Origin of the sequence: Mesorhizobium sp. M00.F.Ca.ET.216.01.1.1 (assembly GCF_004010325.2) — a bacterium.
Classification (GTDB): domain Bacteria; phylum Pseudomonadota; class Alphaproteobacteria; order Rhizobiales; family Rhizobiaceae; genus Mesorhizobium.
Genome location: NZ_SADR02000005.1, coordinates 246,638 through 272,876, shown reverse-complemented (window position 1 = coordinate 272,876; position 26,239 = coordinate 246,638). Strand labels below are relative to the sequence as shown.

The window sequence follows — 26,239 nt, the reverse complement described above, 5'->3', positions numbered from 1 at the left end:
CAGCACGGCCTCAGCCGCGGGCGAAAGCCGTGTTGAGCAGGCTGATCTGGTCGGAAACCGGATTGGCGCGACGGCCTGCGAGCGCCGTGTCGACCATGCCGCTGCCGTAGATTTCCTCGTCCATACGACGCACCAGCGCCTGCAGGCGCAACGAGCGGGTGACGAGGTCGATGAAATCCTTGGGCAGTTCGTTCCAGCCAGCCGCTTCGTCATGGGCGGACGCGGTGTCGAGACGCACCTTGGATTTTTCGGAAGCGACCTGGTCGCGCGTCATCTCGCCGGAATTCGCCGCCCGCTGCAAAAGCAGCCAGGACGCGACCTGCATCAGCCTTGTGGTCAGCCGCATCGACTCGGCCGCGTAAAGCGTCGCCGCCAATCTGGACAGTTTCTTGGCCTCGGCCCGGCCCTTGCCGTCGAGATATTCGGCTGCCTGCTCGACCAGCCCCATACCTTCCTGGTAAAGCGGCTTGAAGGACTGGGAGAAAACCCGGCGTTCCGCCAGCTTGATGGTTTTCGCGCTTCCCCTCGAAGGCTCGTTCATCGCTACGCCCCTGCACTGCCGCCGGCCGATTCGGCATATCGCCGTCACGCCCGGCACCCTAAACAACTGAAGCTTGAAAATGCGCTTCGTCGCTGGCGAAGGCAAGCACATGTTTAACGAACGGTTAACGTCGGCAGCGGTGCTGAACGAGCCCGCAGCGAACAAAAAAAGAGCCGCGGATAAGGCGGCTCTCAGGAGTTTAACAGGGAGGCGTCAAACAAAGTGGCTCCAACCACTCGGTAAGAATCCAGATCAACTGGATGCACATAGTAAACGCCCGTAAAGCTTAATGAAGCCTTAACGGCGCAGATATTTTTTGATCGAGCGCCGCCCCTCTGTGCCGTAACAGCACAGCTGATCCGGGCTTTCAGAGGAATAGGGCTCGATAAACAAGCCCATCCCACTGATCGTCGTCGGCCGGAAACGGCACGCTTGCACCGTCGCTGAACCGCCCTCCCGACAGCGATCGGGCAGTTCGAAACAAACCGGTTTCCACGCGACATCGTTCCGAAACAGGCGCCACGTTAAAGGCCCGCTCCTCGAAACGAGGCGAAGCATCCCGGCGCCGCCCGCAATCATCAAGATACCCAAGGAGAAAACCATGGACTGGTACTCGACCGTCAAGTTTCTGCACATCGTTTCGGCCACCGTCTGGGTTGGTGGCGGCTTCACGCTGATGTTGCTCGGCGTACTCGCAGACCGCGCCGACGACCGTGAAAACGTCATGTTCATCATGCGGACCGTGGCCCAGCTGGGCAACAAGCTGTTCGCGCCGATGTCGATCCTGACACTGCTTTTCGGCCTGGTGATGGCCTGGTTCTGGGTCGGCTTTTCCAACCTGTGGATCGTCATCGGCCTCTGCGGCTTTGCGGCGGCCTTTCTGACCGGCACATTCGTGTTCAAGCCAACCGCCGACAAGATGCTCGCTCTCATCGAGAAAGAGGGCGTCAGCCCGGCCGCCATGCATCTTGCGCGGCGCATGCTCGCCTTCGGCAAGATCGACTATGCGGTGATGCTGGTCGTGGTCGCGGACATGGCGCTGAAGCCGACGCTGAACGACACCGCCATTCTTGGCGGCATGGTGATGGTGCTGGCGGCCGGCGTCGCCATGGCGCTCGGCGGAGCGCGACGGCTGTCGCCGGCCCATGCATAAACGAGTAGATGAACGAGCATTGGCGGCGGCCGAAACAGAGCCGCCGCCACCGGCTACAGAAGGCCTGCGATGCCATCCCACAACAGCTTCACAGCGACAACCGCCACGGTCGCGTAGGTGAACGGGTAAAAGATCTCCGGCCGCATCCGCCGCACCAGCCAGGCGCCGGCGATCGTCGACAGCGGTGCCAGCGGTATTAGCACCGCCGACGCGACCAAATTGGTGGTGTCGAACTGCCCCAGGGCAAAATAGGGGATCAGCTTCAGCGCGTTGGTGGCGGCAAAGAAGATTGCTGCGGTGCCCGACAGCACCTTCGGATCGAGCCGGATCGGCAGCGCATAGACCTGGAAGGGCGGTCCGCCGACATGGGCGACGAAGCTGGTGAAGCCAGCGACCGTCCCCCAGATGGCGGCAGCCGCGCGGTTGGGTTCGGCCGAGTGGTTTGCCCCGTGCCGCATCTGCAGATAGACCCAGCGCAGCACGAAAATGATGGCGACGGCGCCGACGATCAGCCGCACCATCTCCTGCGTCACCAGCGCCGCCGTCAGCCAGCCGAGACCGATGCCGATCACCGCCCCCGGCATCATGTCGGCAAGCATCTTGCGGTCGTAGACGCCCCACCAGGTCCATACCGAGACGATGTCCATCAGGCACAGGATCGGTAGCAGGATGGCAGCGGCCTGCACCGGTGGCATGGTCAGCGCCATCAGCGGCACACCGACGAAGCCGACCGCACCGCCGAAGCCGCCCTTGGACAGACCGACCAGGATGACGGCTGGAATGGCGGCGGCATAGAACCACGGATCGAGGAGAAGGCCTGACATGGAAGGAAAGGAGGCTGGAGGGAAAGGCGTGGCGACTGGAATAGCCCAGAAATTTCTGCACCGCGATAAAAAAGAGCCAAAGCCGCCAGTCAATGTCCGCAAGCCAAATCTTTCCAGATTTGCAGTGGCGGAGCGGTCCATGCATAAGAGCCCCGGATGAGTGAAATCAAATTCCGACGCGCACAGGAAACCGATCTTCCGGCCATCATCGCGATGCTCGCGGACGATCCGTTAGGCCGCAACCGGGAGCACGCGAGGGCACCGATTGCCGAAAGCTATCGGGACGCATTCGCGGCTGTTGACGCCGATCCCAACCAGATTCTCGCGGTCATGACGGAGGACGGACGTGTCATAGGCACACTTCAGATCAGCTTTCTTGTCGGGCTCTCGAGACAGGGGGCCATGCGCGGCCAGATTGAAGCCGTTCGTGTCGCCGCAGATCGGCAAAGGGCGGGGTTTGGACAGCGCCTGCTGGCGTGGGCAATCGACGAGTGCCGCTTGCGCGGCTGCAAGGTCGTTCAGTTGACGACCGACAAGAGCCGTTTGGACGCGCATCGCTTCTATGACCGGCTCGGCTTCAAGGCCAGCCATATCGGCTATAAACTGGAGCTGTAAATTCTAGAGCGGCGGCGGGCGCCTTCGGATCGGCTGCGCCTTGATGATGGCGGTGCTCGTTTCCGCCTTGTCGGCGACGCGGTCGAGAATCTGGTCGAGCTCGCCGATCGAGCGCACGAACAGTCGGGCGACAAAGCAGTCATCGCCCGTCACCTTGTCGCATTCGCCAAACTCCGGGATCTCCTCGATCAGCTTCTGGACGATATGCAGCTTGCCCGGCAACGGCCGGATGCGAACGATGGCCTGCAGAGGGTAGCCGAGCGCCTGCGGGTCGATCTCGATGGTGAACGCCCGAATGACGCCACGATCCTCGAGACGCCGAAGCCGTTCCGAGACACTCGGCGACGACAGCCCGACCTGCTGAGCCAGGTCCTTCAATGAGGTACGCGAATCCCTGGTCAGGATTTCGAGAAGCCTTCGGTCCAAATCGTCCAGCATTTAACATTCCCAAGAGAAAAGCGGTGCAAGCCTCATTTAATTAGGCATTGACAGCATATCACCTTTAACAAATCATGGAAAGCGTTACTGCCGCATGTGATTATCCGCCCTCAGCGTTTCGAGAGGTAGAATCCATGGACAATACGGTACGCGGCACGATCGAAATGACGGCCGCAATGGCGATCCTGGGCACGATCGGCTGGTTCGTCGTCATGTCAGGACAGCCCGTCATGGACGTGGTGTTCTGGCGCTGCGCCTTCGGTGCGATAACGCTGCTAATCATCTGCGCGGCCATGGGGCTGCTGCGTGGCAGGCTATCGCTTCGCATCGTCGCGGTCGCTGCTCTTGGCGGCGCGGCCATCGTCATCAACTGGCTGTTGTTGTTCGGCGCATTTTCCCGTGCCTCGATCTCGATCGCCACAGCCGTCTACAACACGCAGCCATTCATGCTGGTCGGCTTCGGCGCACTCTTCTTCTCCGAGCGGCTGACCATGACCAAGCTGGCCTGGCTTGGCATCGCCTTCGCCGGCATGCTGCTGATCGTGCAGGCGGCGCCCGATGCAGGCACCATCGGCACCGACTATTTCACCGGCATCGCGATGGCGCTTGGCGCGGCTTTCTTCTGGGCCGTCGCGGCCATCATCACCAAGAAGCTCAAAGGCACGCCGCCGCACCTGATCGCCTTGATCCAGGTCTGCGTCGGGGTCGTCATGCTGGCGCCGTTCGCCAATCTTTCCCACCTTCCCACCGATGCGTGGAACTGGTGCATGCTGGCAACACTCGGCGTCGTCCACACCGGTCTGATGTACATCCTGATGTATGGTGCCATCCAGACGCTGCCGACGCATCTGCAGGGCTCTCTGTCCTTCATCTATCCCGTAGTCGCCATCCTGGTCGATGTGTTGGCCTTTGGCCATCGGCTGCATCCGGCGCAGATCGTCGGCGCCGCCGCCATCCTGGTTGCCGCTGCCGGCATGAACCTCGGTTGGACGCTGTGGAAGTCGAAGATGCCTGCCGAGAGCCCGCAAGCCATCAAGTGAGGAACAGCGCTCCCGCCCGATGATGATCGTGCACCAATGATCCTGCCCGCCCGCCTGTTCAAGGCGGGCGCTTTGCTCTATGCCGCAATGCAACCATCTTCGCCCGGCATAGGCGAAACCCGGGATCGAAACCAATGAACGAAGCACCGCTCAATCGCTGCCGTGTCGTGCTGATCGCGCCGCCAGATGTGCCGGCCGAGCGCATTGCGGCGGCATTCGAAGGCGGCGACGTCGCCTCGCTCATCCTGCCCGAAAACGGCATGGACGAGGCCTCCTTCCAGGCCTTTGCCGAACAGATCGTGCCGGCGGCGCAAGCGGCCGGCATCGCCGTCGTCATCGCCGGCGACACCCGCATTGCCGGCCGTGTCCAGGCCGACGGCATCCATGTCGAGGTCGGCAAGGACGAGCTCGCCGAGGCGATCGAACGCTTCCAGGCCAAAATGATGGTCGGCACCGGCGGCGCCAAGACCCGCGACGATGCGCTGGAACTCGGCGAGCTGCGGCCCGACTACATCTTCTTCGGCCGTTTCGGCTACGACAACAAGCCGGAGCCGCATCCCCGCAACCTGTCGCTCGGAAAATGGTGGGCGGATGTTATCCAGATTCCTTGCATCGTCATGGCCGGGTCCGACATCGCCTCTGTCGAAGCGGTGGCCGCCACCGGCGCCGAATTCGTGGCGCTGTCCAGCGCCGTCTTCGCCGACGGCGTTGATCCGAAGGCAGCGATCGCCAAAGCCAATGCGCTGCTCGACGAAACCGCACCGCGTTTCGAGGACTGACGTGCCCTCGCCGGTGTTTCCCCTCACGGCTTTCCTCACAGCCTTCGTCATTCAAGCCGCCGCTGCCGCGGAGACCGTTCCGCTGCCGCAGCCCAAACCGGATATCGGCATGCACACCGGCCAGCCGAACGACACGCCGCTGCCGCAACCCGCCACCACGGCGCCGCTGCCGTCCGCCGATGCGATCAATCCGGACCGCTTCGGCGCCAAGCCGTCGGACGCCGCCTATGGCGCCTTTCAGCGCGGGCTCTATAAGACGGCCTACAACCTCGCGCTGGTCCGTGCACAGAACGGCGATCCGGCGGCGCAGACACTGGTGGCCGAGATATTGTCGCGCGGTCTCGGCGTGCCACTCAACGCGGCGGAGGCGGCCAAATGGTACGCGCTTGCCGCAGAGCAGGGCATACCGGAATCGCAATTCCAGTATGCGCTGATGCTGCTCGACGGCCGCTACGTCAAGAAGGACGAGAAGGAGGCCTATGCGCTGATGCAGGCCGCCGCCGAGGCCGGCAACCGTCTGGCGCAGTTCAATTTCGCGCAGTTGCTGGTCCAGCAGGACCCGGGCAACACCGGCTTTGCAAAGGCCGTCTCCTACTATGATCGCGCCGCCGCGACTGGCCTTGCCGACGCGCAGTACGCAATGGCGCAGATCTATGCCAATGGCGCCGGCGGCAAGCCGCGCGACGACCCCCGGGCCCGCAGCCTGCTGGCACAGGCCGCAAGGCAGAATTACGACACCGCACAGATCGATCTTGCCACGTGGATGATCGAGGGGCGCGGCGGCACCCGCGACCTGAAATCCGGCTTTGGCTGGATGAAGCAGTCGGCCGAGGGCGGCAATATCGCCGCCCAGAATCGCCTCGCCAAGCTCTATATGGAAGGCATCGGCACCGAACCGGACCCGGTCCTCGCCGGCGCCTGGTACATCGTCGCCCGCCGTGCCGGACTCATCGATCAGCAGATGGATGATTTCCTGCAAGGCCTGACCGACGACCAGACGAAGCAGGCGCTGCAGAAAGCGAACCGCCTGCCGTAACGCGCCGGGACTCATAGAGTGTGGTCGAGAACGACTTTGCCGAAGGGCGAGCCATGATCGAGATACCGGAAAGCTTCGGCGGCCTGGCTCCACGGCAAGACCCGGTCGATCACCGGCCTCAACCGATTGACGGCAATGGCGCGGTTCATTGCCTCGAAGGATTCGCGTGAGCCTACCGGTATGCCTCGCGCCTTGACCTGACGGCGGAAAATATCGAGCGGATTGATGGCGCCATCGCTGCCGCCAAGATAGCCGATGACGTTGATCTGGGCGCCACGCGCCGCAGCCTTCAGCGACTGCGCGAAACTCTGCGGCCCTCCGACCTCGATGATATGGTCGGCGCCACGGCCATCGGTCAGCGCCAGCACGCCCGACGCCCAGTCGATATCGGTGCGATAATTCACGCCGTCATGCGCGCCAACTTGTTTTGCCATCGCAAGCTTCTCGTCGCTGCTCGATGTCACGATGACGCGCGCTCCTGCCGCGGCAGCGAACTGCACCGCAAACAGCGAAACGCTGCCCGTGCCGAGACAAAGCACGGTTTCGCCGGGTTTCAGACTGCCTTCCGTGAATAGCGCATGCCACGCCGTGACAGCGGCGCAGGGCAGTGTCGCCGCCTCGACATCGCTCAGAATGGCCGGCGCCAACACAGCCGCCTGTTCGTCGAGCCGGGTAAATTCGCTGAGCAGCCCGTCGATCGGGCCGCCGCGCTGGTAAGACGGCTCGGCCATGGCGAAACCGCCACCGACCCAGCGCTGCCAGAACGCACCGCAGACCCGGTCGCCGACCTTGAACCGGCTGACCTCCGCGCCGATGGCAACGACTTCGCCGACGCCGTCCGAAAGCGGCACCAGCGGCAGCGGGAACGCCGTGTGGTAGCTGCCACGGACGATCTCAACATCACGGTAGTTGAGCGCCGTGGCCTTGACCCTGACAATCATCTCCTGGCGCCCGGGTTCGGGCATTGGCCGCTCGACCATTCTAAGGTTGTCGACCCCGCCGGGAGTTTGCAATTCGATCGCTCTCATTGTCGTTCCTTTCCTGTCGAAAGGAAAATCGCTTGCCATGTCTCAGATTTCAAATTCATAATGTTCAGCATGATTATGCTTCTGAAACATGTTGGCTGCCCATGCTTGAGGAACTGAGAACGCTTGCCCTTTTCGCCGAGGAGGGATCGATCCAGAAGGTGGCGCGGCGCCTGCCATTGACGCAGCCCGCCGTCACCCGCCAGATCCAGCGGCTGGAAGAGATGCTCGCCACTGAACTACTCGACCGAAGGCTGAAGCCGCCCCGGCTGACCGGGGCCGGGCTCGAGGTGTTGGCGCGCGGCCGCGACATTCTCGCCGCGGTCGATGCGCTTAAATCCTTCGCAAGGCGCGCGGAACCGGAAGGCGTGCTTCGGCTTGGCCTGGCGCATGGCCTGTCCGACGAGTACATGGCAGGCGCCATTGCCAGGGCTGTCGCGCTTTTTCCCAGAGTTTCGCTGCGCCTGACGACCGGTTGGAGCGCCGAGCTTGTCGAACAGCACAATCGCGGGCAGCTCGACGTCGCCATGACCCTTCAGGCAGGCCGCATCGAAGGTACCGGCAATGTGATCGGAACTGAACGGCTTTGCGTCGTGGCAGGAAGCCAGGCCGGCCGGCTGCCGGACCTCGCGGCTGCGTCCTGGGTTCTCAGCCCGAAGCCTTGTGACGCACGCCTTCGGCTGGTCGCCGCCCTGGGCAACGGCCATCGGTTGGTGGTGGCGGCGGAAATCCAGGATGCCGCCATGCAGATGGAGTGGGTTCGCATGGGATACGGGCTCAGCCTGTTGCCAATGCGGCTGATCCATCAACGGATGCCGGACGGTATCGTGCCCGTTGAGGCAAACGGTTTTGATCTTTCGATGCAGGTCGTTTTTCTACGTTCGCCGCACCTTCATCGGTTGACGAAAGTCGCCGACGAGATCGCTGCGGCCGTCAGCGCGGTTTTTGCTGATGACCGAAATTAAACGGCGCCGCGCGGGCTCTGTCGAGACTGCACAGTGGTCGGATCCGGGCAGCTCCCTTGCCTCGCGCCTTGCCTCTCCTGGCGATTTGTGGTCTTGGAGGCGCCAAATCGCTTTCATGGCGAATATCTCATTCCGGATCCTATCATCATGGCCAAGATCAACGGCAACGAAATCCGTCCCGGCAACGTCATCGAACATGACGGCGGCCTTTGGGTGGCGGTCAGGACCAATACGGTCAAGCCCGGCAAGGGCGGCGCCTACAACCAGGTCGAATTGAAGAACCTGATCAACGGCACCAAGCTCAACGAGCGTTTCCGCTCGGCGGAAACTGTTGAGCAGATCAGGCTGGAGATGAAGGACTTTTCCTTCCTCTACGAACAGGGCGACGCGCTGGTGTTCATGGATACCGAGAGCTACGAGCAGCTCGAATTGAACAAGGATTTCGTCGGCGACCGCGCCGCCTTCCTGCAGGACGGCATGATGGTGACGGTGCAGCTCTATGACGAGAGGCCGATCGGCATTTCCCTGCCCGACCAGGTGACGCTGACCATCACCGAGGCCGACCCGGTGGTGAAGGGCCAGACGGCGGCCTCGTCCTACAAGCCGGCGATGCTGGAAAACGGCGTCCGCGTGCTGGTACCGCCCTTCATCGGCTCTGGCGAGCGCATCATCGTCGACACCAACGAAATCACCTACGTGCGTCGGGCCGACTAGGGCATGATCCCGAAAAGTCGCAGACTTTCGGATAAGATCATGCGCGAAAAGTAAACAGGCGAGGCGGATCCCGCTCAAGGTTTTCGGAGTTTCAGCACAATGGCGCGTTCTGCGATCCTCAATGTCATGGTTCAGGCCGCCATGAAGGCCGGCCGCTCGCTGTCGCGCGACTTCGGCGAAGTGCAGAACCTGCAGGTGTCGATCAAGGGGCCGGGCGACTACGTCAGCCAGGCCGATCGCAAGGCCGAGGACATCCTCTTTGCCGAACTGTCGAAGGCGCGGCCGGGTTACGCCTTCCTAATGGAAGAGCGCGGCGTGATCGAGGGCGACGACGGTCAGCACCGCTGGATCGTCGACCCGCTCGACGGCACCACCAATTTCTTGCACGGCATTCCGCTCTTTGCCATCTCCATTGCGCTGGAACGCCAGGGCCAGATCGTCGCCGGTGTCATCTACAATCCGGCGATGGACGAGCTCTACACGGCCGAGCGCGGCGGCGGCGCCTTCATGAACGACCGCCGGCTGCGGGTCGCCGGCCGCACCAAGCTGATCGACGCCGTGATCGGTTGCGGCGTGCCGCATCTCGGGCGCGGCCAGCACGGCAATTTCCTGGTCGAGCTGCGCAATGTGATGGCCGAGGTCTCGGGCGTGCGCCGCCTCGGCTCCGCTTCGCTCGATCTTGCCTATGTCGCCGCTGGCCGCATGGACGGATTCTGGGAAACCGGTCTGTCGGCCTGGGACATCGCCGCTGGCATCCTTTTGATCCGCGAGGCGGGTGGCTTCGTCTCCGACATCGACGGCGGCCAGAGCATGCTGGACGGCGGTTCGGTCATCGCCGGCAACGAGATCATCCAGCGCGCACTGCTGAAGACCGTGAAAAGGCCCCTCTCAGCGCGCTGATTGGCACGCCGCGCTGAAGCGCCGCAGTCGCAAAATCGCAACCAAAGCTTGAAATACTGTCCGGTGTCCGCCCAGATAGAGCGACGCAGGACCATCCATGACCGACACTCGGCCCGAATCCCAGATTGAAATCCCGTTCATAGGTCGCTGGCACTATTCGCGCGCCGAGATGATTGCCGACGGCATCGTCCATGCTGTGGGCATCGTGCTGGCGATCGCCGCCGGCTCAGCTCTGCTGGCTCTGGCCGCCTTCCGTGCCGGTCCAGGCGAATATGTTGCCGCCGCCTTCTACGTGGTTTCGCTGCTCACCGTGCTGTCGGTATCGCTGGCCTACAATCTGTGGCCGGTATCGTCGCCGGCGAAGTGGATCCTGAGGCGTTTCGACCATGCTGCGATCTATCTGCTGATCGCCGCGACCTACACGCCCTTTCTCGCCCAGCTCCACGGCTCGCCCCTAGCCGTCTCGATGATCGTTCTTGTCTGGACTGCGGCGGCGATCGGCATCGCCATAAAGGTGCTTCTTCCCGGCCGCTTCGACCGGTTGGCGATCGTCTTCTACCTTGCCATCGGCTGGAGCGGCATCGTCCTCGTGAAACCACTCGTCCAGACATTGCCGACGACATCGATCGCACTGATCGTTGCCGGCGGCATCGTCTATTCCTGCGGCGTCATCTTCTTCGCCTGGAAGGGCCTGCGCTTCCACAACGCGGTGTGGCACGGTTTTGTCGTCACTGGCGCCGGCCTGCATCTGGCCGCGATGGTCGACTGTCTTGTCATAAACCGGCTCTGAGCGTTGGGTTCGTAATATTGCCAAGCGCCATTCAATTTCGTCACAATTCCGTTTAGAGTCGCCGTCAAACGTGATCGGCGGGTGGCATCAGAAACGGGGCACGGATGGCTTTTCTCAAATCCTTCGGCATGGGCAGGCGCTCTGACGTTCTGATTTACGATCCGCACAAATTGTCGAGCCCGCAGGTCTTTCTCCTGACCATGGTGATCTTCCTGGTGATCGTCGCCTTCATTGCCGCCATCCTGACCCGCCAGATCTCGACCGCCTTCGCCACCAACCCGGGCCTCAATGGCCTGATCATCGGCGTGCTGGCCGTCGGCATCCTGCTGGCCTTCGTCCAGGTTGGGCGCCTGTTTCGCGAAGTGCGCTGGGTCAACTCCTTCCGGGCCGGCTCCGAAACCACCGAGCCGGTGCTGCTGGCGCCGATGAAGGCGATGATCGGCCGCTCGTCGACGGTGGCCTTCTCGACAAGTTCAATGCGCACCATTCTCGATTCGATCGCCACCCGCCTCGACGAAAGCCGCGACACTTCGCGCTACCTCGTCGGCCTGCTGGTGTTCCTCGGCCTGCTCGGCACGTTCTGGGGCTTGCTCAACACGATCGGTTCGATCCGCGAAACCATCGAGGCGCTCGACCCTGGCACAGGCGATGCCGCCGCCGTGCTCGACTCGCTGAAGCAGGGACTTTCGGCACCGCTGGCCGGCATGGGCACGGCCTTCTCGTCCTCGCTGTTCGGCCTCTCCGGCTCGCTGGTGCTCGGCTTCCTCGACCTGCAGGCCGGCCGTGCCCAAACCCGCTTCTACACCGAACTCGAAAACTGGCTGTCCTCGGTCACCGACCTGTCGTCCGACATCGTCGTTTCCGATGCGGCAAGGGCCGAACCTTCCGATGAGATCCGTTTGCTGTCGGAAAGGCTGCGCAGCCTGCAGGAGAATGGCGGCGGCTCCAATCCGCGCGTCGCCACCGCCATGGCCAATCTCGCCGACGGCATTTCCGGCCTAGTCAAGAACATGCGCTCGGAACAGCAGATTATGCGCGACTGGGTCGAGGCCCAGTCCGACGAGCAGAAGGCGATGCGCAGCACGCTGGAAAAGATCGCCGACGCGCTGAAGAAGCCTGAGGTGCACTGAGGTGGCGCTGGCAAGGCGGCGCGCCGATCGCCGAATCGACTACTGGCCGGGCTTCGTCGACGCACTGTCGACGCTGCTCCTGGCGATCATGTTCCTGCTTACGGTCTTCGTGCTGGCGCAGTTCCTGCTCGGCCGCGAAATCTCCGGCAAGGACACGGTGCTCAATCGTCTCAATTCGCAAATCAACGAATTGACCCAACTTCTGGCGCTGGAACGCTCGACGACACAGGACAAGGAGGATTCGCTCGCCAACCTGCAGGCATCGCTGTCGGCGGCGGAGGCGGAAAAGAGCCGGCTCGAACAATTGCTGGCCAAGGGCGCCGGCGCAGGCGATGCGGCCAACCAGCGCGCCGCGGCACTCTCCGGCGAACTTGACAACCAGCGCCAGATCAGCCAGCAGGCGCTGAGCCAGGTCGAAATCCTCAACCAGCAGATCGCGGCGCTACGCAAGCAGATCGGAGCGCTCGAGGACGCGCTCAACGTATCCGAAGCGCGCGACCGCGAATCCAACACCAAGATCGCCGATCTCGGCCGCCGCCTCAACGTTGCGCTGGCGCAACGCGTGCAGGAGCTGAACCGCTACCGGTCGGACTTCTTCGGCCGGCTGCGCGAGATTCTTGCCGACCGCGAGAACATCCGCATCGTCGGCGACCGTTTCGTCTTCCAGTCGGAAGTGCTTTTCCCGACCGGCTCTGAAGTGATCAACGATGCCGGCAAGGTCGAGATGAAGAAGCTTGCCGACGCCATCATCGAATTGCAGAGGGAAATCCCGCCAGAGATCAATTGGGTGCTGCGCGTCGACGGCCATACCGACAACAAGCCGCTGTCCGGCACCGGCCGCTACCGTGACAATTGGGAACTGTCGACGGCGCGCTCGACTTCGGTGGTGAAGTTCCTGATCGAAAACGGCGTGCCGGCCAACCGGCTGGTTGCCGCCGGCTTCGGCGAATTCCAGCCGCTCGATGCCGCCGACACTGAAGAGGCGCGTAACAAGAACCGCCGCATCGAGCTGAAGCTGACCGAGCGCTGATCCAGACCGGGCTGGCCCGAGGGCGAACAACGAGGCAAAGCGGCCGGATTTAGGGCGCCAATTCGAGCCGGCAAGGCCCGAAAAGATTACCTTTTTTTAATTACACTTTGCCGCGATGCACTCTTAAATTTGCTACCAGGGCCGAGAACCGCCGGCGGTGGAGCGGTCCATCGCGACGCGACGGAACCGGACGGCCCGCGGCCGGAGGGCCGGTGATCCAGCCGCTGCCTTCCCCGGTAAAACCAGTAAAAGGAGACGCAGCCATGCGCTCTTTCACTCCCAAGACACTCAGGACTGCAACACTCGCCGCACTTCTCGTCATCGTTCCGTTTGCTGGCGCCTATGCCGCATCGACCTCCTTCTACGGCCCGCGTGAGACAGGTTTGATCGACCAGATACAGAGCGTTGATATGGGCATCCGGGCCGCGATGCAGGCGAACAAGATCAAGCCCGACGAGGCGCGTGACTTGCGCACGCAGGTCGCTCAACTCAATCGGGACGCCCAGAGGGCCGCGCGAGATGGAACGATGCCGGCCACGCAATATCAGCAGTTGATGCAGCAGCTCGATGATGTGAGCCAGAAGCTGCGGGCTGCCACCGGCAGCACCTTCCTAATCGGCAGCGGCGGCGATGGCGGATATTATCCAAACGGCTACGGCCCAAGTCATCCAAACGGCTGAAGTCACACCACAGCGCCAAACTTTGATCTTGCGCATGATCCTTTCCGCACCGCGCGGACCTTCGGTGTGGAAAGGGTCACGCGCTCGAAACGGCGCCAGCTAGGGCGCCGGCGTGACCGGCAAGGCCCGAAAAAGATTATCTTTTTTAATTACACTTTGCCGCGGCCCGCTCCTAGCTTCCGTTGCAAGGCCGAGAACCGCCGGCGATGCCTCCCTCATCGCGACGCGACGGAACCGGACCGCCCGCGGCCGGAAGGGCGGAGTCGCCTTCCCCAGTAAAGGAGACGCCGGCGTGCGCTCTTTCAAGACTCTCAGCATTGCAACCCTCACCGCATTTCTCATCGCCGTTCCGTTCGCTGGCGCCTATGCCGCCGGACATCACAAAGGCGCCCTCGACGAGGCGACGCCGACCGTTTTCTCCGGTCCGCGCGTGACAGGCTTGATCGATCAGATTCAGGGCGTGGACGAGGGCATCGCGGACGCAAGGCAGGAGAACACGATCACGCCGGCCGAGGCGCAAAGGTTGCACATGCGGGCAGCCCATATCAGCCAGCCCGCCGAAAGAGTGGCTACCACCGATCATGGCAGGATACCGGCCGCGCAATACCAGTTGTTGCGCCGCTCGATAATCTCGACCAAGCGCTGCTGTTCGACACCGGCAACGGCTTCAACATCGGCGACTACACCGATGGCGGAAATCCAAACGGCTGATCATATCGAGAAGGGACTGCCTGGCGCCTCGGGGCTTTTGCCCCGCGGGCGTCTTTTTCACGACAGCGCCGCGCGTCCTTTTGTGACGCGCAACGGAGGCTGTAGCACCTTTGAGTCCGCGCATGAGCCTTTCCGAAGGTAGACCCCGATTTTCGGGGGTCATGCGCCCAGCCAAAGTCCGATCAGAGCAACTGCCGCCGGTACGGTCTGGATGTAGAGGATTTTCCTGCTGACGGTCACTGCGCCGTAGAGGCCGGTGATGGCGACGCAGAGCAGGAAAAACACTTTGACCTGGAATCCAGCCTCCCCGAGATAGAGGCCCCAGATCAATCCCGCGGCGAGAAAGCCGTTGTAAAGCCCTGGTTGGCGGCAAGCACCTTCGAGGCGCCGGCAAATTCCGGCGTCAGGTTGAACGCCTTGTGGCCGCGCGGCGTATCCCACAGCACCATCTCCAGATAAACGATATAGAGGTGGATCAGGGCCACCAGCCCGACCAGCACGTTGGCGATCATGTTCGTCTCCCCCTTGCGGTCTTTCGCCGCCTGCCAGCATGATCACGCACGCGCCGCTTCCGCAAGATGTCCCTCGCTTTCGCAAGACGTATTGTGTCGGGTATCGTTGTCGGCGATCGAAGCGCCCACTGCCGAGCCGCCGTCTTCAGGGTTGCCATTGCCGGCGCATTGGTATCTTTTCCCGCCGTCCAAATTCGGAACCCGCCATGTCCTTTCAAAAACTCGACGACCTCGGCCACAAGCTCGAAGCGCTGGAACATGCGCTCGCCATCCTCGGCGCCGACGAGGCGACCCATATGGCCGTCGGCGGCGGCGAGAAGCGCGCCGAGGCCATGTCGGCCCTTGCCGGCATGCATCACGCCCGAGCGACTGCGCCGGAGATCGCCGACTGGATCGCGGCGGCGGAACAGGAGACGCTGAACGAGGAGCAGCAGGCGGCGGTCAGGGAATTCCGCCGGCAGTACACCAACCTGACCTGCCTGCCGGTCGAATTCGTCGAGCGCCAGACGACCGCGCGCATGCGCTCCGAGCAGCTCTGGCGCGACCTGCGCGCCAAGAATGACTGGGCCGGTTTCCTGCCGGCGCTCGAAGGCGTCGTGGCGCTGGTGCGCGAGGAGGCAGCACTGCGCGCCGAGGTGCTTGGCCTCGCTCCCTACGACGCGCTGATGGAGCAATACGATCCCGGCAACCGCGCCGCCGACATCACGCCGGTGTTTACCGAACTGAAGGCTTTCCTGAAGGGTTTCGTGCCGGAGGCACTGGCCGTGCAGGAGCAGCGGCTGGCGAAGCACCCGCTGAAGCCGCTTTCGGGAAGCTACCCGATCGACAAGCAGCGTGAGCTCGGCCTCGCCATGATGGCGGCGGTCGGCTTCGACCTTACCCATGGCTCGTTGTCGGTGTCGCATCATCCATTCTGCGGCGGCGTGCCGAGCGACGTGCGCATCACCACCCGTTACAAGACCTCCGATTTCCTGTCAGCGCTGATGGGCGTGCTGCACGAGACCGGCCATGCGCTCTATGAGCAGAACCTGCCGAAGGCGTGGGCGCACTGGCCGCTCGGCAAGGCGCGCGGCATGGCCGTGCACGAAAGCCAGAGCCTGTTCGTCGAAAAGCAGATCGGCCGCAACCCTGCCTTCTGGCGCTGGGCGCTGCCGGTGGTCGAGAAGCACCTCGGCGAAAGCTGGGCGATCGACGACATCCTGCCGCATGTGCACCGGGTCGCGCGCGGCCTGATCCGCGTCGATGCCGACGAGGTCACCTACCCGCTGCACGTCATCCTGCGCTACGAGCTGGAGCAGGAGCTTGTCTCGGGACGGCTGGAAGCCGCCGACCTGCCCGAGGCCTGGGACGCAAGGATGCGCGACTACCTCGGCCTGTCGACCATCGACAATCCGGCCGACGGGCCGATGCAGGACGTGCACTGGCCGGGTGCCGCATTCGGCTACTTCCCGTCTTACACGCTGGGCGCCATGATGGCGGCGCAGCAATGGGCGGCGCTGACAAGAGAGCATCCCGGCGCCGACGACGACCTCGCCAAAGGCGATTTCACGGCGATCAACGACTGGCGGCGCGAAAAGATCTGGTCGCAAGGCTCGTGCTGGTCGACGCCGGACCTGCTCGAACGCGCCACCGGCGAGAAACTCAACGCCGCGCATTTTACCAGCCATTTGCGCAAGCGGTATGGGGCTGCATAGGCCGTTGGTACATCGCGGCGAAGGTGCGCCCTGTTATTCCGCGGCGCCCTTGAAAGCGCTCGCTCCGGTTTCGAACTGCAGCTTGGCCAGCCGCGCATAGATGCCGCCCTTGGTGACGAGGCTCTGGTGGGTGCCTTCCTCGACGATGTGGCCGCCATCCATGACCAGGATCCGGTCTGCCTTCAGCACCGTCGCCAGCCGATGGGCGATGACGATCGTGGTGCGGCCTTGCATCAGCCGTTCGAGCGCCGTCTGCACCAGCGTCTCGCTTTCAGCGTCAAGCGCTGAGGTTGCTTCGTCGAGCAGAAGGATCGGCGCGTCGCGTAAGATGGCGCGGGCAATCGCCACGCGCTGGCGCTGGCCGCCCGACAGCGTCACGCCGCGCTCGCCGACCTGGCTGTCATAGCCTTTTTCGAGTTTCAGGATGAACTCGTCGGCAAGCGCATCCTTGGCCGCCGCCTCGATATCGGCCTCGCTGGCGCCTGGCCGCCCGAAACCGATATTGTCGCGCGCGCTGGCCGCGAAGATGGTGACGTCCTGCGGCACGATGGCGATGCGCTGCCTGACAGCGACGGGATCGGCCTCGCGCACGTCGACGCCGTCGATTACGATCCTGCCCGTCTCGGGATCATAGAAGCGCAGGATCAGTGAAAAGATGGTGCTCTTGCCGGCGCCGGAGGGGCCAACGATCGCCACCGTCTCGCCGGGCTTGACCTGGAAGCTCAGGCCGTGGACGGCGGCGCGGTCCGGCCTTGCCGGATAGGAGAAGGACACGTCGTCGAAATGGATCGCGCCTTTCGCCTTGGCCGGCAGCGGCCGCGGATCGGCGGGTGACCGGATCGCCGGCTGCTCGGCCAGGATCTCGGTCAGCCGTTCGGCGGCGCCCGCCGCCTGGGCAAGTTCGCCCCACACTTCCGACAGCGCGCCGAGCGCGCCGGCGGCGAACACCGAATAGAGCAGGAACTGGCCGAGCGTGCCCGGCGACAGCGTGCCGTCGAGCACGTCGCGCGAGCCGAACCACAGCACCGCCACCACCGATGAAAAGATCATGAAGATGGCAAAGAAGGTGAGGAAGGAGCGGGCAAAGATCGAGGCCCGCGCCGCATCGAACGCGGCCTCCACTGAGGCCGAAAACCGCCCGGTGACCAGTTTTTCGTTGGTGAAGGCCTGCAGCGTGCGCACCGCGCCGATCTGCTCGCCGGCATAGGCCGTGGCATTGGCCAGCGTGTCCTGCGCCAGCCGCGATTTCCGCCGCACCGAGCGGCCGAAGGCGACCAGCGGCAGCACGATTACGGGGATAGCAGCGATGACCAGGCCCGACAATTTCGGGCTGGTGAAGACCATCATCGCCACGGCGCCGAGGCCGAGGATGACATTGCGCAATGCCACCGAAGCGGTGGCGCCGATCGCCGACTTCACCTGCGTCGTGTCGGCGGTAAGCCGCGACACGATCTCGCCCGACTGGGCGGTATCGAAGAAGGAAGGCGACAGCGTCGTAACATGGCTGAATACATCGCGGCGGACGTCGGCGACGACGCGCTCGCCAAGCGTGATGACGAAATAGTAGCGGCTGGCCGACGCCGCCGCCAGCAAGGCGGCCATCACCACCAGCATGGCGAAGTATTCGGCGATGAAGCTGGAATCGGAAGCGGAAAAGCCGTGGTCGATCATGCGCCGCACGGCGAGCGGCAGGGCCAGCGTGGTCGCCGCCGCGACGACCAGCGAGACAACCGCGCCAATGACCATTTTCCGGTAGCGCGTGATATAGGGGAACAAGCGCCTGAGCGGCTTGAGCGAGCGCCGGCGCTCGTCTTCATAGCCGCTGATGTCCACCATGACCGTTTCCTCTGGCCGTTTTGGTATGCGCCTCAATATGCGCTTGCCACGGCCTTGTGATTCAATTCCGGCTGATGTATAGGCTCGCCGACCGTTTTAGAAGCCGTGGCTCCTCAATAGCTGCGGCTTCGAGTTTTAAAAAGGGGCGCATCGACGCAGGCTCTATGCCCGTCAGCAGCGCCGGCAAGCCAGGAACGAAACCATGAAGACCGACATCCATCCCGACTACCACGCCATCAAGGTCGTCATGACCGACGGCACCGAATATATGACCCGTTCGACCTGGGGCAAGGAAGGCGATACGATGAACCTCGATATCGACCCGACCACCCACCCGGCCTGGACCGGCGGCCAGCAGACCTTGCTCGACCGCGGTGGCCGCCTGTCGAAGTTCAAGAAGCGTTTCGAAGGTTTCGGCCTCTAAGCCGAGCAGCCTTTAGACGATCCGAAAAAACCCGCCCTCCAGGCGGGTTTTTTGTTGCCGCTCAGTTTTGCGATACGAACTCTCATTGCGAGAAATGCACCTCTACTCGTCAAGCAGTTCCCGAAGCGCCATGCGCTTGTAGGCAGCGACCAGCCTGTCGCCTTCCTGTCGTTCGACCGAGATCGCCAGCCGCATCGCCGCCTCGCCCATCTGCCAGATGAGAAGCGCCGTCGTTTCCAGCGCCGCCGGATTGGCGTCAGGCCGTAGCCGTTTCAGCACGGCGGTGAGGAATTCGGCATTGGCCCGACTGTCGGCGAGTTCGAGTTCGCGTAGCGCCTTGTCGGCCTGCGTCCCCGACCAGATGTCGCGCATCACCGGCTCGGCCAGGAACAGGCCGTAATAGGTGTCCACCAGCTCCGAAAATGCACGCCGCAGGCTGTCGGCATCGCTGACTTCCGCAAGCGCTGCCGCGATGCAGGCCTGGCTTTGAGTGGTGTAGCGTTCGGCCAGCGCCCGGATGATCGCCCGCTTGTCCGGGAAGAACTGGTAGAGCGAACCGATCGACACACCGGCCCTTTCCGCCACTTCGCCCATGCGCATGGCATCGCTGCCTTGCCCGGCGATCAACGCCGAGGCGGCGGTAAGCATCCGCTCGACCCGCTCGCGGCTGCGTTGCTGGCTCGGCGCCCGGCGCGGCGATGCGATCTGTCCGTCACTTGGAACCGATACGGCGGTGCCTTCCATGACTGTCTCCAAACCGGCCCGACAAATGGCCAAGAAAATGACTTGACTTGAAAAATACGAGGGTTTATCACATTTTGCAAATGTGAGGATTACTCATATTTTGGCAAAGGACAATCACGGTGGGACGCCCAACAAATCTGGAGCACCTGACATGATCGCGATACTTCTTCCCACTCTCACCTTCATCGCCGCCCTCGGCTCAGGCGTCGTCGGCGGCGTTTTCTTCGCATTCTCCAATTTTGTCATGCCGGCGCTCGCCCGCCTGCCTGTCGCCGGCGGCATCGCCGCGATGAATTCGATCAACGTCACCGTCATTACGCCGATGTTCATGACAGCGCTTTTCGGCACCGGGCTGATCTGCCTTGTGCTTGCCGCCGGCGCCATCATCGGCTGGAGCCAGCCGGGTTCGTTCTGGCTTCTCGCCGGCGCGCTGATCTATGTCGTCGGCAACCCGATCGTCACCATGGTCTTCAACGTGCCGCTCAACGATGCGTTGGCTGCCGTCGATCCGGCCAGCGCCAACGGCGCCACTGTGTGGACCACCTATCTCAGGGAGTGGGTGACGTGGAACCACGTCCGCACCATCACCGGCATCGTGGCGCTGGGCTGCTTCATCGTGGCGCTGCGGTGAAGTAGCTTCCGACGAATCCCGGAGGAGCAAGCACCTTCGGGATCGATTGCTTCTCCCATGGGTCGCCAGGAAGGATGATAAAAAATGACCGAGTTCGAAATAGAGGCGGTATCGACCCTGACGCCATGGCTGGCGCATTCCATGATTGCATTGATCCATCAGCTGTCGTCGTCCGCTTCGGGGCCACGCAACGAGGATTTGGAGAGTATCATCAAGTCGCCGGCGACAACCCTGCTCATCGCAAGAACGGACCAAACACTGCAAGGAATGCTCACGCTGGCCATTTTCCGCGTGCCAACAGGGGTACGCTCGATCATCGAGGATGTAATAGTCGATGAGCGCCACAGAGGCCTGGGCATTGCATCAGCCCTGGTCCGTGAAGCGCTTGCACAGGCGAAAACGGCCGGTGCCAGAACGGTCGACCTCACCTCGCGCCCGTCAAGGGAGGCAGCGAACCGCCTGTACCTGAAGCTGGGATTCGAGAAACGGCAGACTAATGTCTACCGCTTCGCTTTCGAAGCAACCTGATCATGTGGGAGTCTTCGACATGTGGCCCTTCCGGTCGGCATGGCCAAGATCGCGGCCCGGATCGATCACATCGCGGACCAGCTGCTTGAGCTTGGCCGCATCCGGAAAACCGCCGTCGCGCTTGCGGTCCCAGACCAGCACGTCATTGCAGGAAATGGTGAAGATGCCGCCGGTGCCGGGCACGAGCGTGACTTCGCCCAGATCCGTTCCGAAGGTCGAGAGCAGCTCCTGCGCCATCCAACCGGCACGCAGCAGCCAGTGGCACTGCGTGCAATAGGTGATACGGATGGTGGGCAGCGCCTGTTCGTTCATGCCGGGCTGAGCTGTGCTCATGCCGCGCTGAGCTTCGCCATGGTCTCGTCGTCGACCTCGAAATTGGCGTAGACGCTCTGCACGTCGTCGTCGTCCTCGAGTGTGGCGACCAGCTTCATCAGCGACTGTGCCCGCTCCTCGTCGACCGCAATGCTGGTCTGCGGCTTCCAGATCGGCTTTACCGATTCTGCCTCGCCGAGCGCGCCCTCCAGCGCCTTCGACACGTCGCCGAGATTCTCGAACGCGCAGTAGATCGTGTGGCCTTCCTCGTCCGACTGCACGTCGTCGGCGCCGGCCTCGATCGCTGCATCCATGACTTTCTCGGCGCTGCCCGCCGAGGTCGGATAGTAGATCTCGCCGACGCGGTCCCACATGAACGACACCGAACCGGTTTCGCCCATCGCCCCGCCGGCCTTGGTGAAGGCGGCGCGGACATTCGATGCCGAACGGTTGCGGTTGTCGGTCAGCGCCTCGACGATCAGCGCCACGCCGCCCGGCCCATAGCCTTCGTAGCGCACCGCTTCGTAATTCTCGGCATCACCCATCGACGCCTTGTTGATGGCGCGCTGGATGTTGTCCTTCGGCATCGACACCGCCTTGGCGTTCTGCACGGCAAGGCGCAGGCGCGGGTTCATCGATGGATCTGGCGTACCGGTCTTGGCGGCGACGGTGATCTCGCGCGCCAGCTTGGAAAATATTTTCGACCGCACCGCGTCCTGACGGCCCTTGCGGTGCATGATGTTCTTGAACTGTGAATGGCCAGCCATGGCACCCCTGTCGTCTTCTCGGCTAGAGCATCGTGTGGCCGGACGAAACGCCCGGCGTATTACAAAATGCTCGAATTCAAAAATTTCCGAATGCCCCCGGTGCGTCCGGACGGACGTACGGCGCTCTATGTCGGAATGGCCGGCTTATAGATAAATCGGCTCAATTCGTCCAGCCGCGCGGTGGCATAGCGCGCACGAGTGTCTGCGACGCGGAATTCCGGTGGATTGTCGCGGCGATTCACCCCTCCAGGTCGGACTTCAGCCGGTCGAGAATGCTGATCGCATGCGTGGCGTACTGGCTGATCCAGCGGTCGTGGATCTGCTTGATCGGCAGCGCATTGAGGTGGTTCCAGCGCTCGCGCCCTTCGCGCCGCGCCACCACCAGATCGGCCTCCTGCAGCACCTTCAGATGCAGCATGACGGTGCAGCGGTCCATGTCGGGAAAGGCGTCGCACAATGCTCCCGTCGTCTTCGGCCCTTCCTTCAATTCGTCGAGCATCAGCCGCCGGCGCGGATGCGCCAGTGCCTTGAAAACATTGTCGTCTTGCGATCGGCTTGACATGTTATGTTTCTATAACATATCTTCGCCCCGATCAAGGAAGGAGCTGTGGATATGTCTCTTGGATTCAGGATTTCCGGGCGCATCGGCAGGCCGGTCGCCGAAGTCTTCGACGCAGTCGTCAATCCGAACAAGCTCAGCGGCTATTTCACCACGATCGGCGGCGCCAGCGCGCCGCTGGTGGAGGGTGCCGGCGTCGTCTGGTGGGGCAAGGTTCCGGTCGAGGTCGATGAGGTGAAGAAGGACAGCCGCATCGTGCTGCGCTGGGACGCTAAGGACGCCGACGGCAAGCCGGCCTACAAGACGCGCATCGAGATGAATTTCGAGCCACTGGACGATGGCGGAACCTTCGTCACCATCGCCGAGAGTGGCTGGCACGAGGACGCGGTCGGGTTGAAAAAATCCTACCTCAATTGCGAGGGCTGGTCGCAGATGCTGGCCTGCATGAAGGCCTATGTCGAATACGGCATCAACCTGCGCGACGGCTATTACCGCAGCGAGATGAAGGGGGAACCCGCTAGCGAAGACAACATCTGAGCGCGCTTGGAGAAGCAGATGGAAGTTCACGAAACACCAACGGCCGAAGCTGGCATGCTGATCCGGCGGCCGGTCGCAGACGTGTTCGAAGCCATTGTCGATCCGGCGATCACGACGAAATTCTGGTTCACCCATGGCAGCGACAGGCTGGACAGCGGCAAAAAGGTTCGCTGGGAGTGGCGCATGTATGGCGTCTCGACGACGGTCAGCGTGGACGAGATCGTCAAGGACGAAAAGATCGTCATGCAGTGGAGCGACCCGACGACGACGGTAGTCTGGACCTTCACCGCAATGCCTGAGAATACGACCTTCGTCGAGGTCCGCAATTTCGGCTTTGCCGGCAGCGCCGATGAGCAGGTCAAGCAAGCCATCGGTTCGACCAGCGGCTTCTCGCTCGTGCTCGCCGGCGCCAAGGCATGGCTGGAACAGGGGCTGACGCTCGGCTTGATCGGCGACCGTCACCCGAAGGGTTTGCCAGCAAACTAAGACGCAAGGCTTCTCAAGCGATGCGTGCCGGGCTCAATGCCTGCCGCCGGACTTCGCCTTTTTCCGGCGCCGCGCCAGCATGTTGAGGCCTTCGACCATCGCCGAGAATCCCATCGCCGCGTAGATGTAGCCCTTCGGCACATGGTAGCCCATGCCGTCGGCAATCAGCGTCATGCCGATCATCAGCAGGAAGCCCAGCGCCAGCATGATGATGCTCGGGTTCCTGGCGATGAAATCGGCGAGCGGCCCGGCCGCCAGCATCATCACGCTGACCGCCACGATGACCGCGATGTACATGATGGCGATCTCGTCGGTCATGCCGACCGCGGTGATGATCGAATCGATCGAGAACACGAGGTCGAGCAGCAGGATCTGGAAGATGGCGCCGGCGAGCGAAAACTGCAGCGTCTCGCCCATCATCGTGTCCTGGTGATCGTCAGGATCGACCGTGTGGTGGATTTCCTTGGTCGCCTTCCAGACAAGGAACAGGCCGCCGGCGATCAGGATCAGGTCGCGCCAGGAAAAGCCATGGCCGAGAGCCGCGAAGACAGGCGTGGTCAACTGGACGATGATGGAGATGGTGGCAAGCAGGATGAGTCGCATGATCAGCGCCGCCGAGATGCCGAGCCGACGCGCGCGGGCTCTTTGTGTCTCCGGAAGCTTGTTGGTCAGGATCGAGATGAAGATCAGATTGTCGATGCCGAGCACGATCTCCAGCACTACCAGCGTCAGCAGCGCGATCCATGCCGTGGGGTCGGATATGAAAGCGAAATGCGGCGCCAGGAACTCTATTAGCTGCATTACGTCGTCCCCCGGTGGCGTATCAATCCGCTTCAACACATGACCCCGAAAATCGGAATCGATTTTCGGAAAGGATCATGCGCAAAATCTAAGTGCTACAGCGTCCCTTGCGCGTCCAATAGGACGCGCGGCGCTGTGGTGTCGCCGGCAGGTAGGTATGGGACCTGCCGAGATCAATGTCACAACCAGAAGGCCGGCGCCGTTTCCTCCAGCCGCGGCCCGCGGCGAAACGGCGCGATCCGTTCGGTCAGCCCGGTGCGGTCGGAAATCTCAACGCCGATGCCGCACAATGTCGCCGGTCCGGTCGCTGCCTCGAAGCGTCCTTTCGGCACCTTTGACAGAAACCTGTTAAGCGGCTCCTCCTTGTCCATGCCGAGCGAGGAATCATAGTCGCCGCACATGCCGGCGTCGGAAATATAGCCGGTGCCGCCATTGAGGATCTGGTGGTCGCCGGTTGGCTGATGGGTATGGGTGCCGACGACCAGGCTGGCGCGGCCGTCGACAAAATGCGCGAAGCACATTTTTTCCGAGGTCGCCTCGGCATGGAAGTCGATGACCGCCGCATCGGCCTGCTCGCCCAACGGGCAGGCCGTCAGCTCGCGCTCGCCGGCCTGGAACGGATCGTCGAGCTCGGGATGCATGAACACCCGGCCCATGATGTTGGCGACCAGCACGCGCGCGCCGTTCCTGGCGATGTAGACGCCGGAGCCCCGACCGGGCGTGCCCTTTGGGAAATTCGACGGGCGCAGGAAGCGCTCCTCGCGCGGCGCGAAAACCAGCGCGTCGCGCTGATCCCAGACATGATTGCCGGTGGTGACGACATCGGCGCCGGCTGAGATCGTCTCGCGAAAGATCTCCTCGGTGATGCCGAAGCCGCCAGCGGCGTTCTCGCCATTGACGATGACGAAGTCGAGTTTGAAATCCGCAATCAGGCCGGGCAGTTGTTCCCACACCGCAGTGCGTCCTGTTTTACCGACCATGTCGCCGAGGAAAAGAAGTCTCATATGATCAATATCCCGAACCAAAGGTCAGCGAAGCAAAAAGCTGCATGACTTTCGGAAAAGATCATGCGTCTATCATCTTATCTACAATTCTGGCGTGAACCGGCGCAACCCGCTCTCGGTGAGTATTTCCGGGATGATCACGTCATGCGGCTCGTCCGGCACCAGCGCGACCTCCTGGCAGTCGAAGGCAATGCCGATTAGCCGCGGCAGTTTTCCCTTGTCCAGCAGCCGCGCGATCGCCCGGTCGTAATAGCCGGCGCCGTAACCGATGCGGTGGCCACGCCGGTCGAAGGCGGCGAGCGGCACAAGCATCACCTGGGGATCAAGCACCTTCGCCTTCTCGTGCGGCCCGACCGTGCCGAACCCCATGTCGACCATCGGCGCGCCGCGCGTCAGTTCGCGAAAGACGATGGTGGTCTTGTCGAGAATGGCCGGCAGGCAGAGCCTCGCCCCCCTCTCGCGCAAGGCGAACATTAGCGGCCGGACGTCGACTTCAGAGCGCATCGGCCAGAAGCCCGAGACGATCTGGCCCGGCTCGATCGCAATCTGGTCTCGCGCCGTCTCAGCCATTTCCAGCGCTGCTTCCTCGCGCCAGAACGGATCCAGCGCATCGCGGCGGCCGAGCGCTTCCTTGCGGAGGTGTCTTTTCACGTCTTTGGGGGAGATCATAGGAGGCCTATTTGCAGAGCCGGAGAAAAATCCCAAGTTCGGATGCAGGTCAAGGAAAACCGATTTCGACGATCGGAGTTGACTTCTCAGTCAATGAGGACCGCAAAAAGCGGTTTGACGCGGATGCGCCGAAATCGGGATTTCTCGGGAAAGTGACGATCCACACAACCGGTGGAGAGAGCGATCCCGGGAACCTACAAAGTAGGTGGGCGCCGTGTGAGAAAACCCACGGGTCTTCCCAGGGACAGCTCCCTAAGGATCGTTAAGGCCCCCGGGGAAAATGTTCTCCTGCCGGGAAGCGCAGACCGTCCTCGTTAATATAGGCCGATGGTCGATCAAGCGCCAGAGAGACCGGCATGCTCGA

Annotated in this window: 31 protein-coding genes, 1 other RNA gene and 1 pseudogene; 19 read left to right on the top strand and 14 right to left on the bottom strand. The window is 62.7% G+C overall.

Annotation, left to right across the window (positions count from 1 at the left end; genetic code table 11):
* Positions 1-10: 10 nt before the first annotated feature.
* Positions 11-541 (bottom strand): DUF1465 family protein, encoded by a 531-nt coding sequence (locus tag EN859_RS09795; protein WP_127853144.1) that lies wholly within the window; start codon positions 539-541, stop codon positions 11-13.
* Between the two features lie 601 nt (positions 542-1,142).
* Between EN859_RS09795 and EN859_RS09790 the strand changes: the two genes are divergently transcribed.
* Entirely contained in the window at positions 1,143-1,694 is a 552-nt protein-coding gene (locus tag EN859_RS09790; RefSeq protein ID WP_127853143.1) for a DUF2269 family protein, read from the top strand.
* Positions 1,695-1,747: 53 nt separating this feature from the next.
* Here the strand turns inward: EN859_RS09790 and EN859_RS09785 are convergent, their stop codons facing one another.
* Positions 1,748-2,518: a sulfite exporter TauE/SafE family protein gene (locus EN859_RS09785; protein WP_127853142.1), complete on the bottom strand. Its 771-nt coding sequence runs from the start codon at positions 2,516-2,518 to the stop codon at positions 1,748-1,750.
* A gap of 156 nt (positions 2,519-2,674) precedes the next feature.
* On the opposite strand from EN859_RS09785, the gene EN859_RS09780 reads away from it, so the two are divergent.
* Entirely contained in the window at positions 2,675-3,133 is a 459-nt protein-coding gene (locus EN859_RS09780) for a GNAT family N-acetyltransferase (RefSeq protein ID WP_127853141.1), read from the top strand.
* Between the two features lie 3 nt (positions 3,134-3,136).
* Here EN859_RS09780 and EN859_RS09775 read toward each other — a convergent pair whose 3' ends face one another.
* Positions 3,137-3,571, bottom strand: coding sequence for an Lrp/AsnC family transcriptional regulator (locus tag EN859_RS09775; RefSeq protein WP_127853140.1), 435 nt, complete (start codon positions 3,569-3,571; stop codon positions 3,137-3,139).
* A gap of 134 nt (positions 3,572-3,705) precedes the next feature.
* On the opposite strand from EN859_RS09775, the gene EN859_RS09770 reads away from it, so the two are divergent.
* The 3 genes from EN859_RS09770 to EN859_RS09760 all read left to right on the top strand — a co-directional run bounded on the left by EN859_RS09770 (position 3,706) and on the right by EN859_RS09760 (position 6,426).
* Positions 3,706-4,611 (top strand): DMT family transporter, encoded by a 906-nt coding sequence (locus EN859_RS09770; RefSeq protein WP_127853139.1) that lies wholly within the window; start codon positions 3,706-3,708, stop codon positions 4,609-4,611.
* A 134-nt stretch (positions 4,612-4,745) separates the two neighbouring features.
* Positions 4,746-5,390, top strand: coding sequence for a thiamine phosphate synthase (locus tag EN859_RS09765; protein WP_127853138.1), 645 nt, complete (start codon positions 4,746-4,748; stop codon positions 5,388-5,390).
* A 1-nt stretch (position 5,391) separates the two neighbouring features.
* Positions 5,392-6,426 carry a tetratricopeptide repeat protein gene (locus tag EN859_RS09760; RefSeq protein ID WP_245525513.1) on the top strand — a complete coding sequence of 345 codons (1,035 nt, stop codon included), beginning with the start codon at positions 5,392-5,394 and terminating at the stop codon, positions 6,424-6,426.
* An 11-nt stretch (positions 6,427-6,437) separates the two neighbouring features.
* Here the strand turns inward: EN859_RS09760 and EN859_RS09755 are convergent, their stop codons facing one another.
* Positions 6,438-7,454: an NAD(P)-dependent alcohol dehydrogenase gene (locus EN859_RS09755; protein ID WP_127853136.1), complete on the bottom strand. Its 1,017-nt coding sequence runs from the start codon at positions 7,452-7,454 to the stop codon at positions 6,438-6,440.
* 101 nt (positions 7,455-7,555) lie between these two features.
* On the opposite strand from EN859_RS09755, the gene EN859_RS09750 reads away from it, so the two are divergent.
* The 8 genes from EN859_RS09750 (at position 7,556) to EN859_RS09715 (ending at position 14,513) form a co-directional block, all read left to right on the top strand.
* Complete coding sequence (locus EN859_RS09750) at positions 7,556-8,416, top strand: LysR family transcriptional regulator (RefSeq protein ID WP_127853135.1); 861 nt, start codon at positions 7,556-7,558, stop codon at positions 8,414-8,416.
* Between the two features lie 147 nt (positions 8,417-8,563).
* Positions 8,564-9,130 carry an elongation factor P gene (gene efp / locus EN859_RS09745; protein ID WP_127853134.1) on the top strand — a complete coding sequence of 189 codons (567 nt, stop codon included), beginning with the start codon at positions 8,564-8,566 and terminating at the stop codon, positions 9,128-9,130.
* Positions 9,131-9,229: 99 nt separating this feature from the next.
* The gene (locus EN859_RS09740; protein WP_127853133.1) at positions 9,230-10,030 is read left to right on the top strand and encodes an inositol monophosphatase family protein; all 801 of its coding nucleotides are present in this window, start codon (positions 9,230-9,232) and stop codon (positions 10,028-10,030) included.
* A gap of 97 nt (positions 10,031-10,127) precedes the next feature.
* Positions 10,128-10,820, top strand: a complete 693-nt coding sequence (locus EN859_RS09735; RefSeq protein ID WP_127853132.1) for a hemolysin III family protein — start codon at positions 10,128-10,130, stop codon at positions 10,818-10,820.
* A gap of 104 nt (positions 10,821-10,924) precedes the next feature.
* Positions 10,925-11,950 (top strand): MotA/TolQ/ExbB proton channel family protein, encoded by a 1,026-nt coding sequence (locus EN859_RS09730; RefSeq protein ID WP_127853131.1) that lies wholly within the window; start codon positions 10,925-10,927, stop codon positions 11,948-11,950.
* Position 11,951: 1 nt separating this feature from the next.
* Complete coding sequence (locus EN859_RS09725) at positions 11,952-12,980, top strand: peptidoglycan -binding protein (RefSeq protein ID WP_127853130.1); 1,029 nt, start codon at positions 11,952-11,954, stop codon at positions 12,978-12,980.
* 212 nt (positions 12,981-13,192) lie between these two features.
* Positions 13,193-13,660: a hypothetical protein gene (locus tag EN859_RS09720; RefSeq protein WP_348632919.1), complete on the top strand. Its 468-nt coding sequence runs from the start codon at positions 13,193-13,195 to the stop codon at positions 13,658-13,660.
* 292 nt (positions 13,661-13,952) lie between these two features.
* Complete coding sequence (locus tag EN859_RS09715; protein WP_348632918.1) at positions 13,953-14,513, top strand: hypothetical protein; 561 nt, start codon at positions 13,953-13,955, stop codon at positions 14,511-14,513.
* A 17-nt stretch (positions 14,514-14,530) separates the two neighbouring features.
* Here EN859_RS09715 and EN859_RS09710 read toward each other — a convergent pair.
* A pseudogene (locus tag EN859_RS09710) lies at positions 14,531-14,883 on the bottom strand (DUF1304 domain-containing protein).
* 206 nt (positions 14,884-15,089) lie between these two features.
* Between EN859_RS09710 and EN859_RS09705 the strand changes: the two are divergent.
* Positions 15,090-16,577, top strand: a complete 1,488-nt coding sequence (locus EN859_RS09705; protein WP_127853129.1) for a carboxypeptidase M32 — start codon at positions 15,090-15,092, stop codon at positions 16,575-16,577.
* A gap of 33 nt (positions 16,578-16,610) precedes the next feature.
* Here EN859_RS09705 and EN859_RS09700 read toward each other — a convergent pair whose 3' ends face one another.
* The gene (locus EN859_RS09700; protein ID WP_127853128.1) at positions 16,611-18,413 is read right to left on the bottom strand and encodes an ABC transporter transmembrane domain-containing protein; all 1,803 of its coding nucleotides are present in this window, start codon (positions 18,411-18,413) and stop codon (positions 16,611-16,613) included.
* 202 nt (positions 18,414-18,615) lie between these two features.
* Between EN859_RS09700 and rpmE the strand changes: the two genes are divergently transcribed.
* Positions 18,616-18,837 carry a 50S ribosomal protein L31 gene (gene rpmE, locus EN859_RS09695; protein ID WP_077380693.1) on the top strand — a complete coding sequence of 74 codons (222 nt, stop codon included), beginning with the start codon at positions 18,616-18,618 and terminating at the stop codon, positions 18,835-18,837.
* Between the two features lie 102 nt (positions 18,838-18,939).
* Here rpmE and EN859_RS09690 read toward each other — a convergent pair whose 3' ends face one another.
* Positions 18,940-19,581, bottom strand: coding sequence for a TetR/AcrR family transcriptional regulator (locus EN859_RS09690; protein WP_127853127.1), 642 nt, complete (start codon positions 19,579-19,581; stop codon positions 18,940-18,942).
* Positions 19,582-19,732: 151 nt separating this feature from the next.
* Here EN859_RS09690 and EN859_RS09685 point away from each other — a divergent pair, with 151 nt between their 5' ends.
* Together EN859_RS09685 and EN859_RS09680 are read left to right on the top strand one after the other, a co-directional pair.
* A complete protein-coding gene (locus EN859_RS09685) occupies positions 19,733-20,212 on the top strand; it encodes a DUF1772 domain-containing protein (RefSeq protein WP_127853126.1) in 480 nt (159 codons plus the stop codon).
* Positions 20,213-20,296: 84 nt separating this feature from the next.
* Positions 20,297-20,740, top strand: a complete 444-nt coding sequence (locus EN859_RS09680) for a GNAT family N-acetyltransferase (protein ID WP_127853125.1) — start codon at positions 20,297-20,299, stop codon at positions 20,738-20,740.
* Here EN859_RS09680 and EN859_RS09675 read toward each other — a convergent pair whose 3' ends face one another.
* The 3 genes from EN859_RS09675 to EN859_RS09665 all read right to left on the bottom strand — a co-directional run bounded on the left by EN859_RS09675 (position 20,741) and on the right by EN859_RS09665 (position 22,381).
* Positions 20,741-21,052 (bottom strand): SelT/SelW/SelH family protein, encoded by a 312-nt coding sequence (locus tag EN859_RS09675; RefSeq protein WP_127853176.1) that lies wholly within the window; start codon positions 21,050-21,052, stop codon positions 20,741-20,743.
* A gap of 17 nt (positions 21,053-21,069) precedes the next feature.
* Complete coding sequence (locus EN859_RS09670; RefSeq protein WP_127853124.1) at positions 21,070-21,819, bottom strand: YebC/PmpR family DNA-binding transcriptional regulator; 750 nt, start codon at positions 21,817-21,819, stop codon at positions 21,070-21,072.
* 238 nt (positions 21,820-22,057) lie between these two features.
* On the bottom strand, positions 22,058-22,381 hold the full coding sequence (locus EN859_RS09665; RefSeq protein ID WP_127853123.1) for a helix-turn-helix domain-containing protein: 324 nt from the start codon (positions 22,379-22,381) through the stop codon (positions 22,058-22,060).
* Positions 22,382-22,432: 51 nt separating this feature from the next.
* On the opposite strand from EN859_RS09665, the gene EN859_RS09660 reads away from it, so the two are divergent.
* Together EN859_RS09660 and EN859_RS09655 are read left to right on the top strand one after the other, a co-directional pair.
* Complete coding sequence (locus EN859_RS09660; RefSeq protein ID WP_127853122.1) at positions 22,433-22,915, top strand: SRPBCC domain-containing protein; 483 nt, start codon at positions 22,433-22,435, stop codon at positions 22,913-22,915.
* A gap of 18 nt (positions 22,916-22,933) precedes the next feature.
* Complete coding sequence (locus EN859_RS09655; protein WP_127853121.1) at positions 22,934-23,401, top strand: SRPBCC family protein; 468 nt, start codon at positions 22,934-22,936, stop codon at positions 23,399-23,401.
* A gap of 33 nt (positions 23,402-23,434) precedes the next feature.
* On the opposite strand, the gene EN859_RS09650 is transcribed toward EN859_RS09655, so the two are convergent.
* The 4 genes from EN859_RS09650 to ssrS form a co-directional block, all read right to left on the bottom strand.
* Positions 23,435-24,202 carry a TerC family protein gene (locus tag EN859_RS09650; RefSeq protein WP_127853120.1) on the bottom strand — a complete coding sequence of 256 codons (768 nt, stop codon included), beginning with the start codon at positions 24,200-24,202 and terminating at the stop codon, positions 23,435-23,437.
* A 179-nt stretch (positions 24,203-24,381) separates the two neighbouring features.
* Positions 24,382-25,206 (bottom strand): YmdB family metallophosphoesterase, encoded by an 825-nt coding sequence (locus EN859_RS09645; RefSeq protein ID WP_127853119.1) that lies wholly within the window; start codon positions 25,204-25,206, stop codon positions 24,382-24,384.
* A gap of 81 nt (positions 25,207-25,287) precedes the next feature.
* Entirely contained in the window at positions 25,288-25,875 is a 588-nt protein-coding gene (locus tag EN859_RS09640; RefSeq protein ID WP_127853118.1) for a 5-formyltetrahydrofolate cyclo-ligase, read from the bottom strand.
* Positions 25,876-26,028: 153 nt separating this feature from the next.
* A non-coding RNA gene (gene ssrS / locus EN859_RS09635) (6S RNA) lies at positions 26,029-26,185 on the bottom strand.
* Positions 26,186-26,239: the final 54 nt, after the last annotated feature.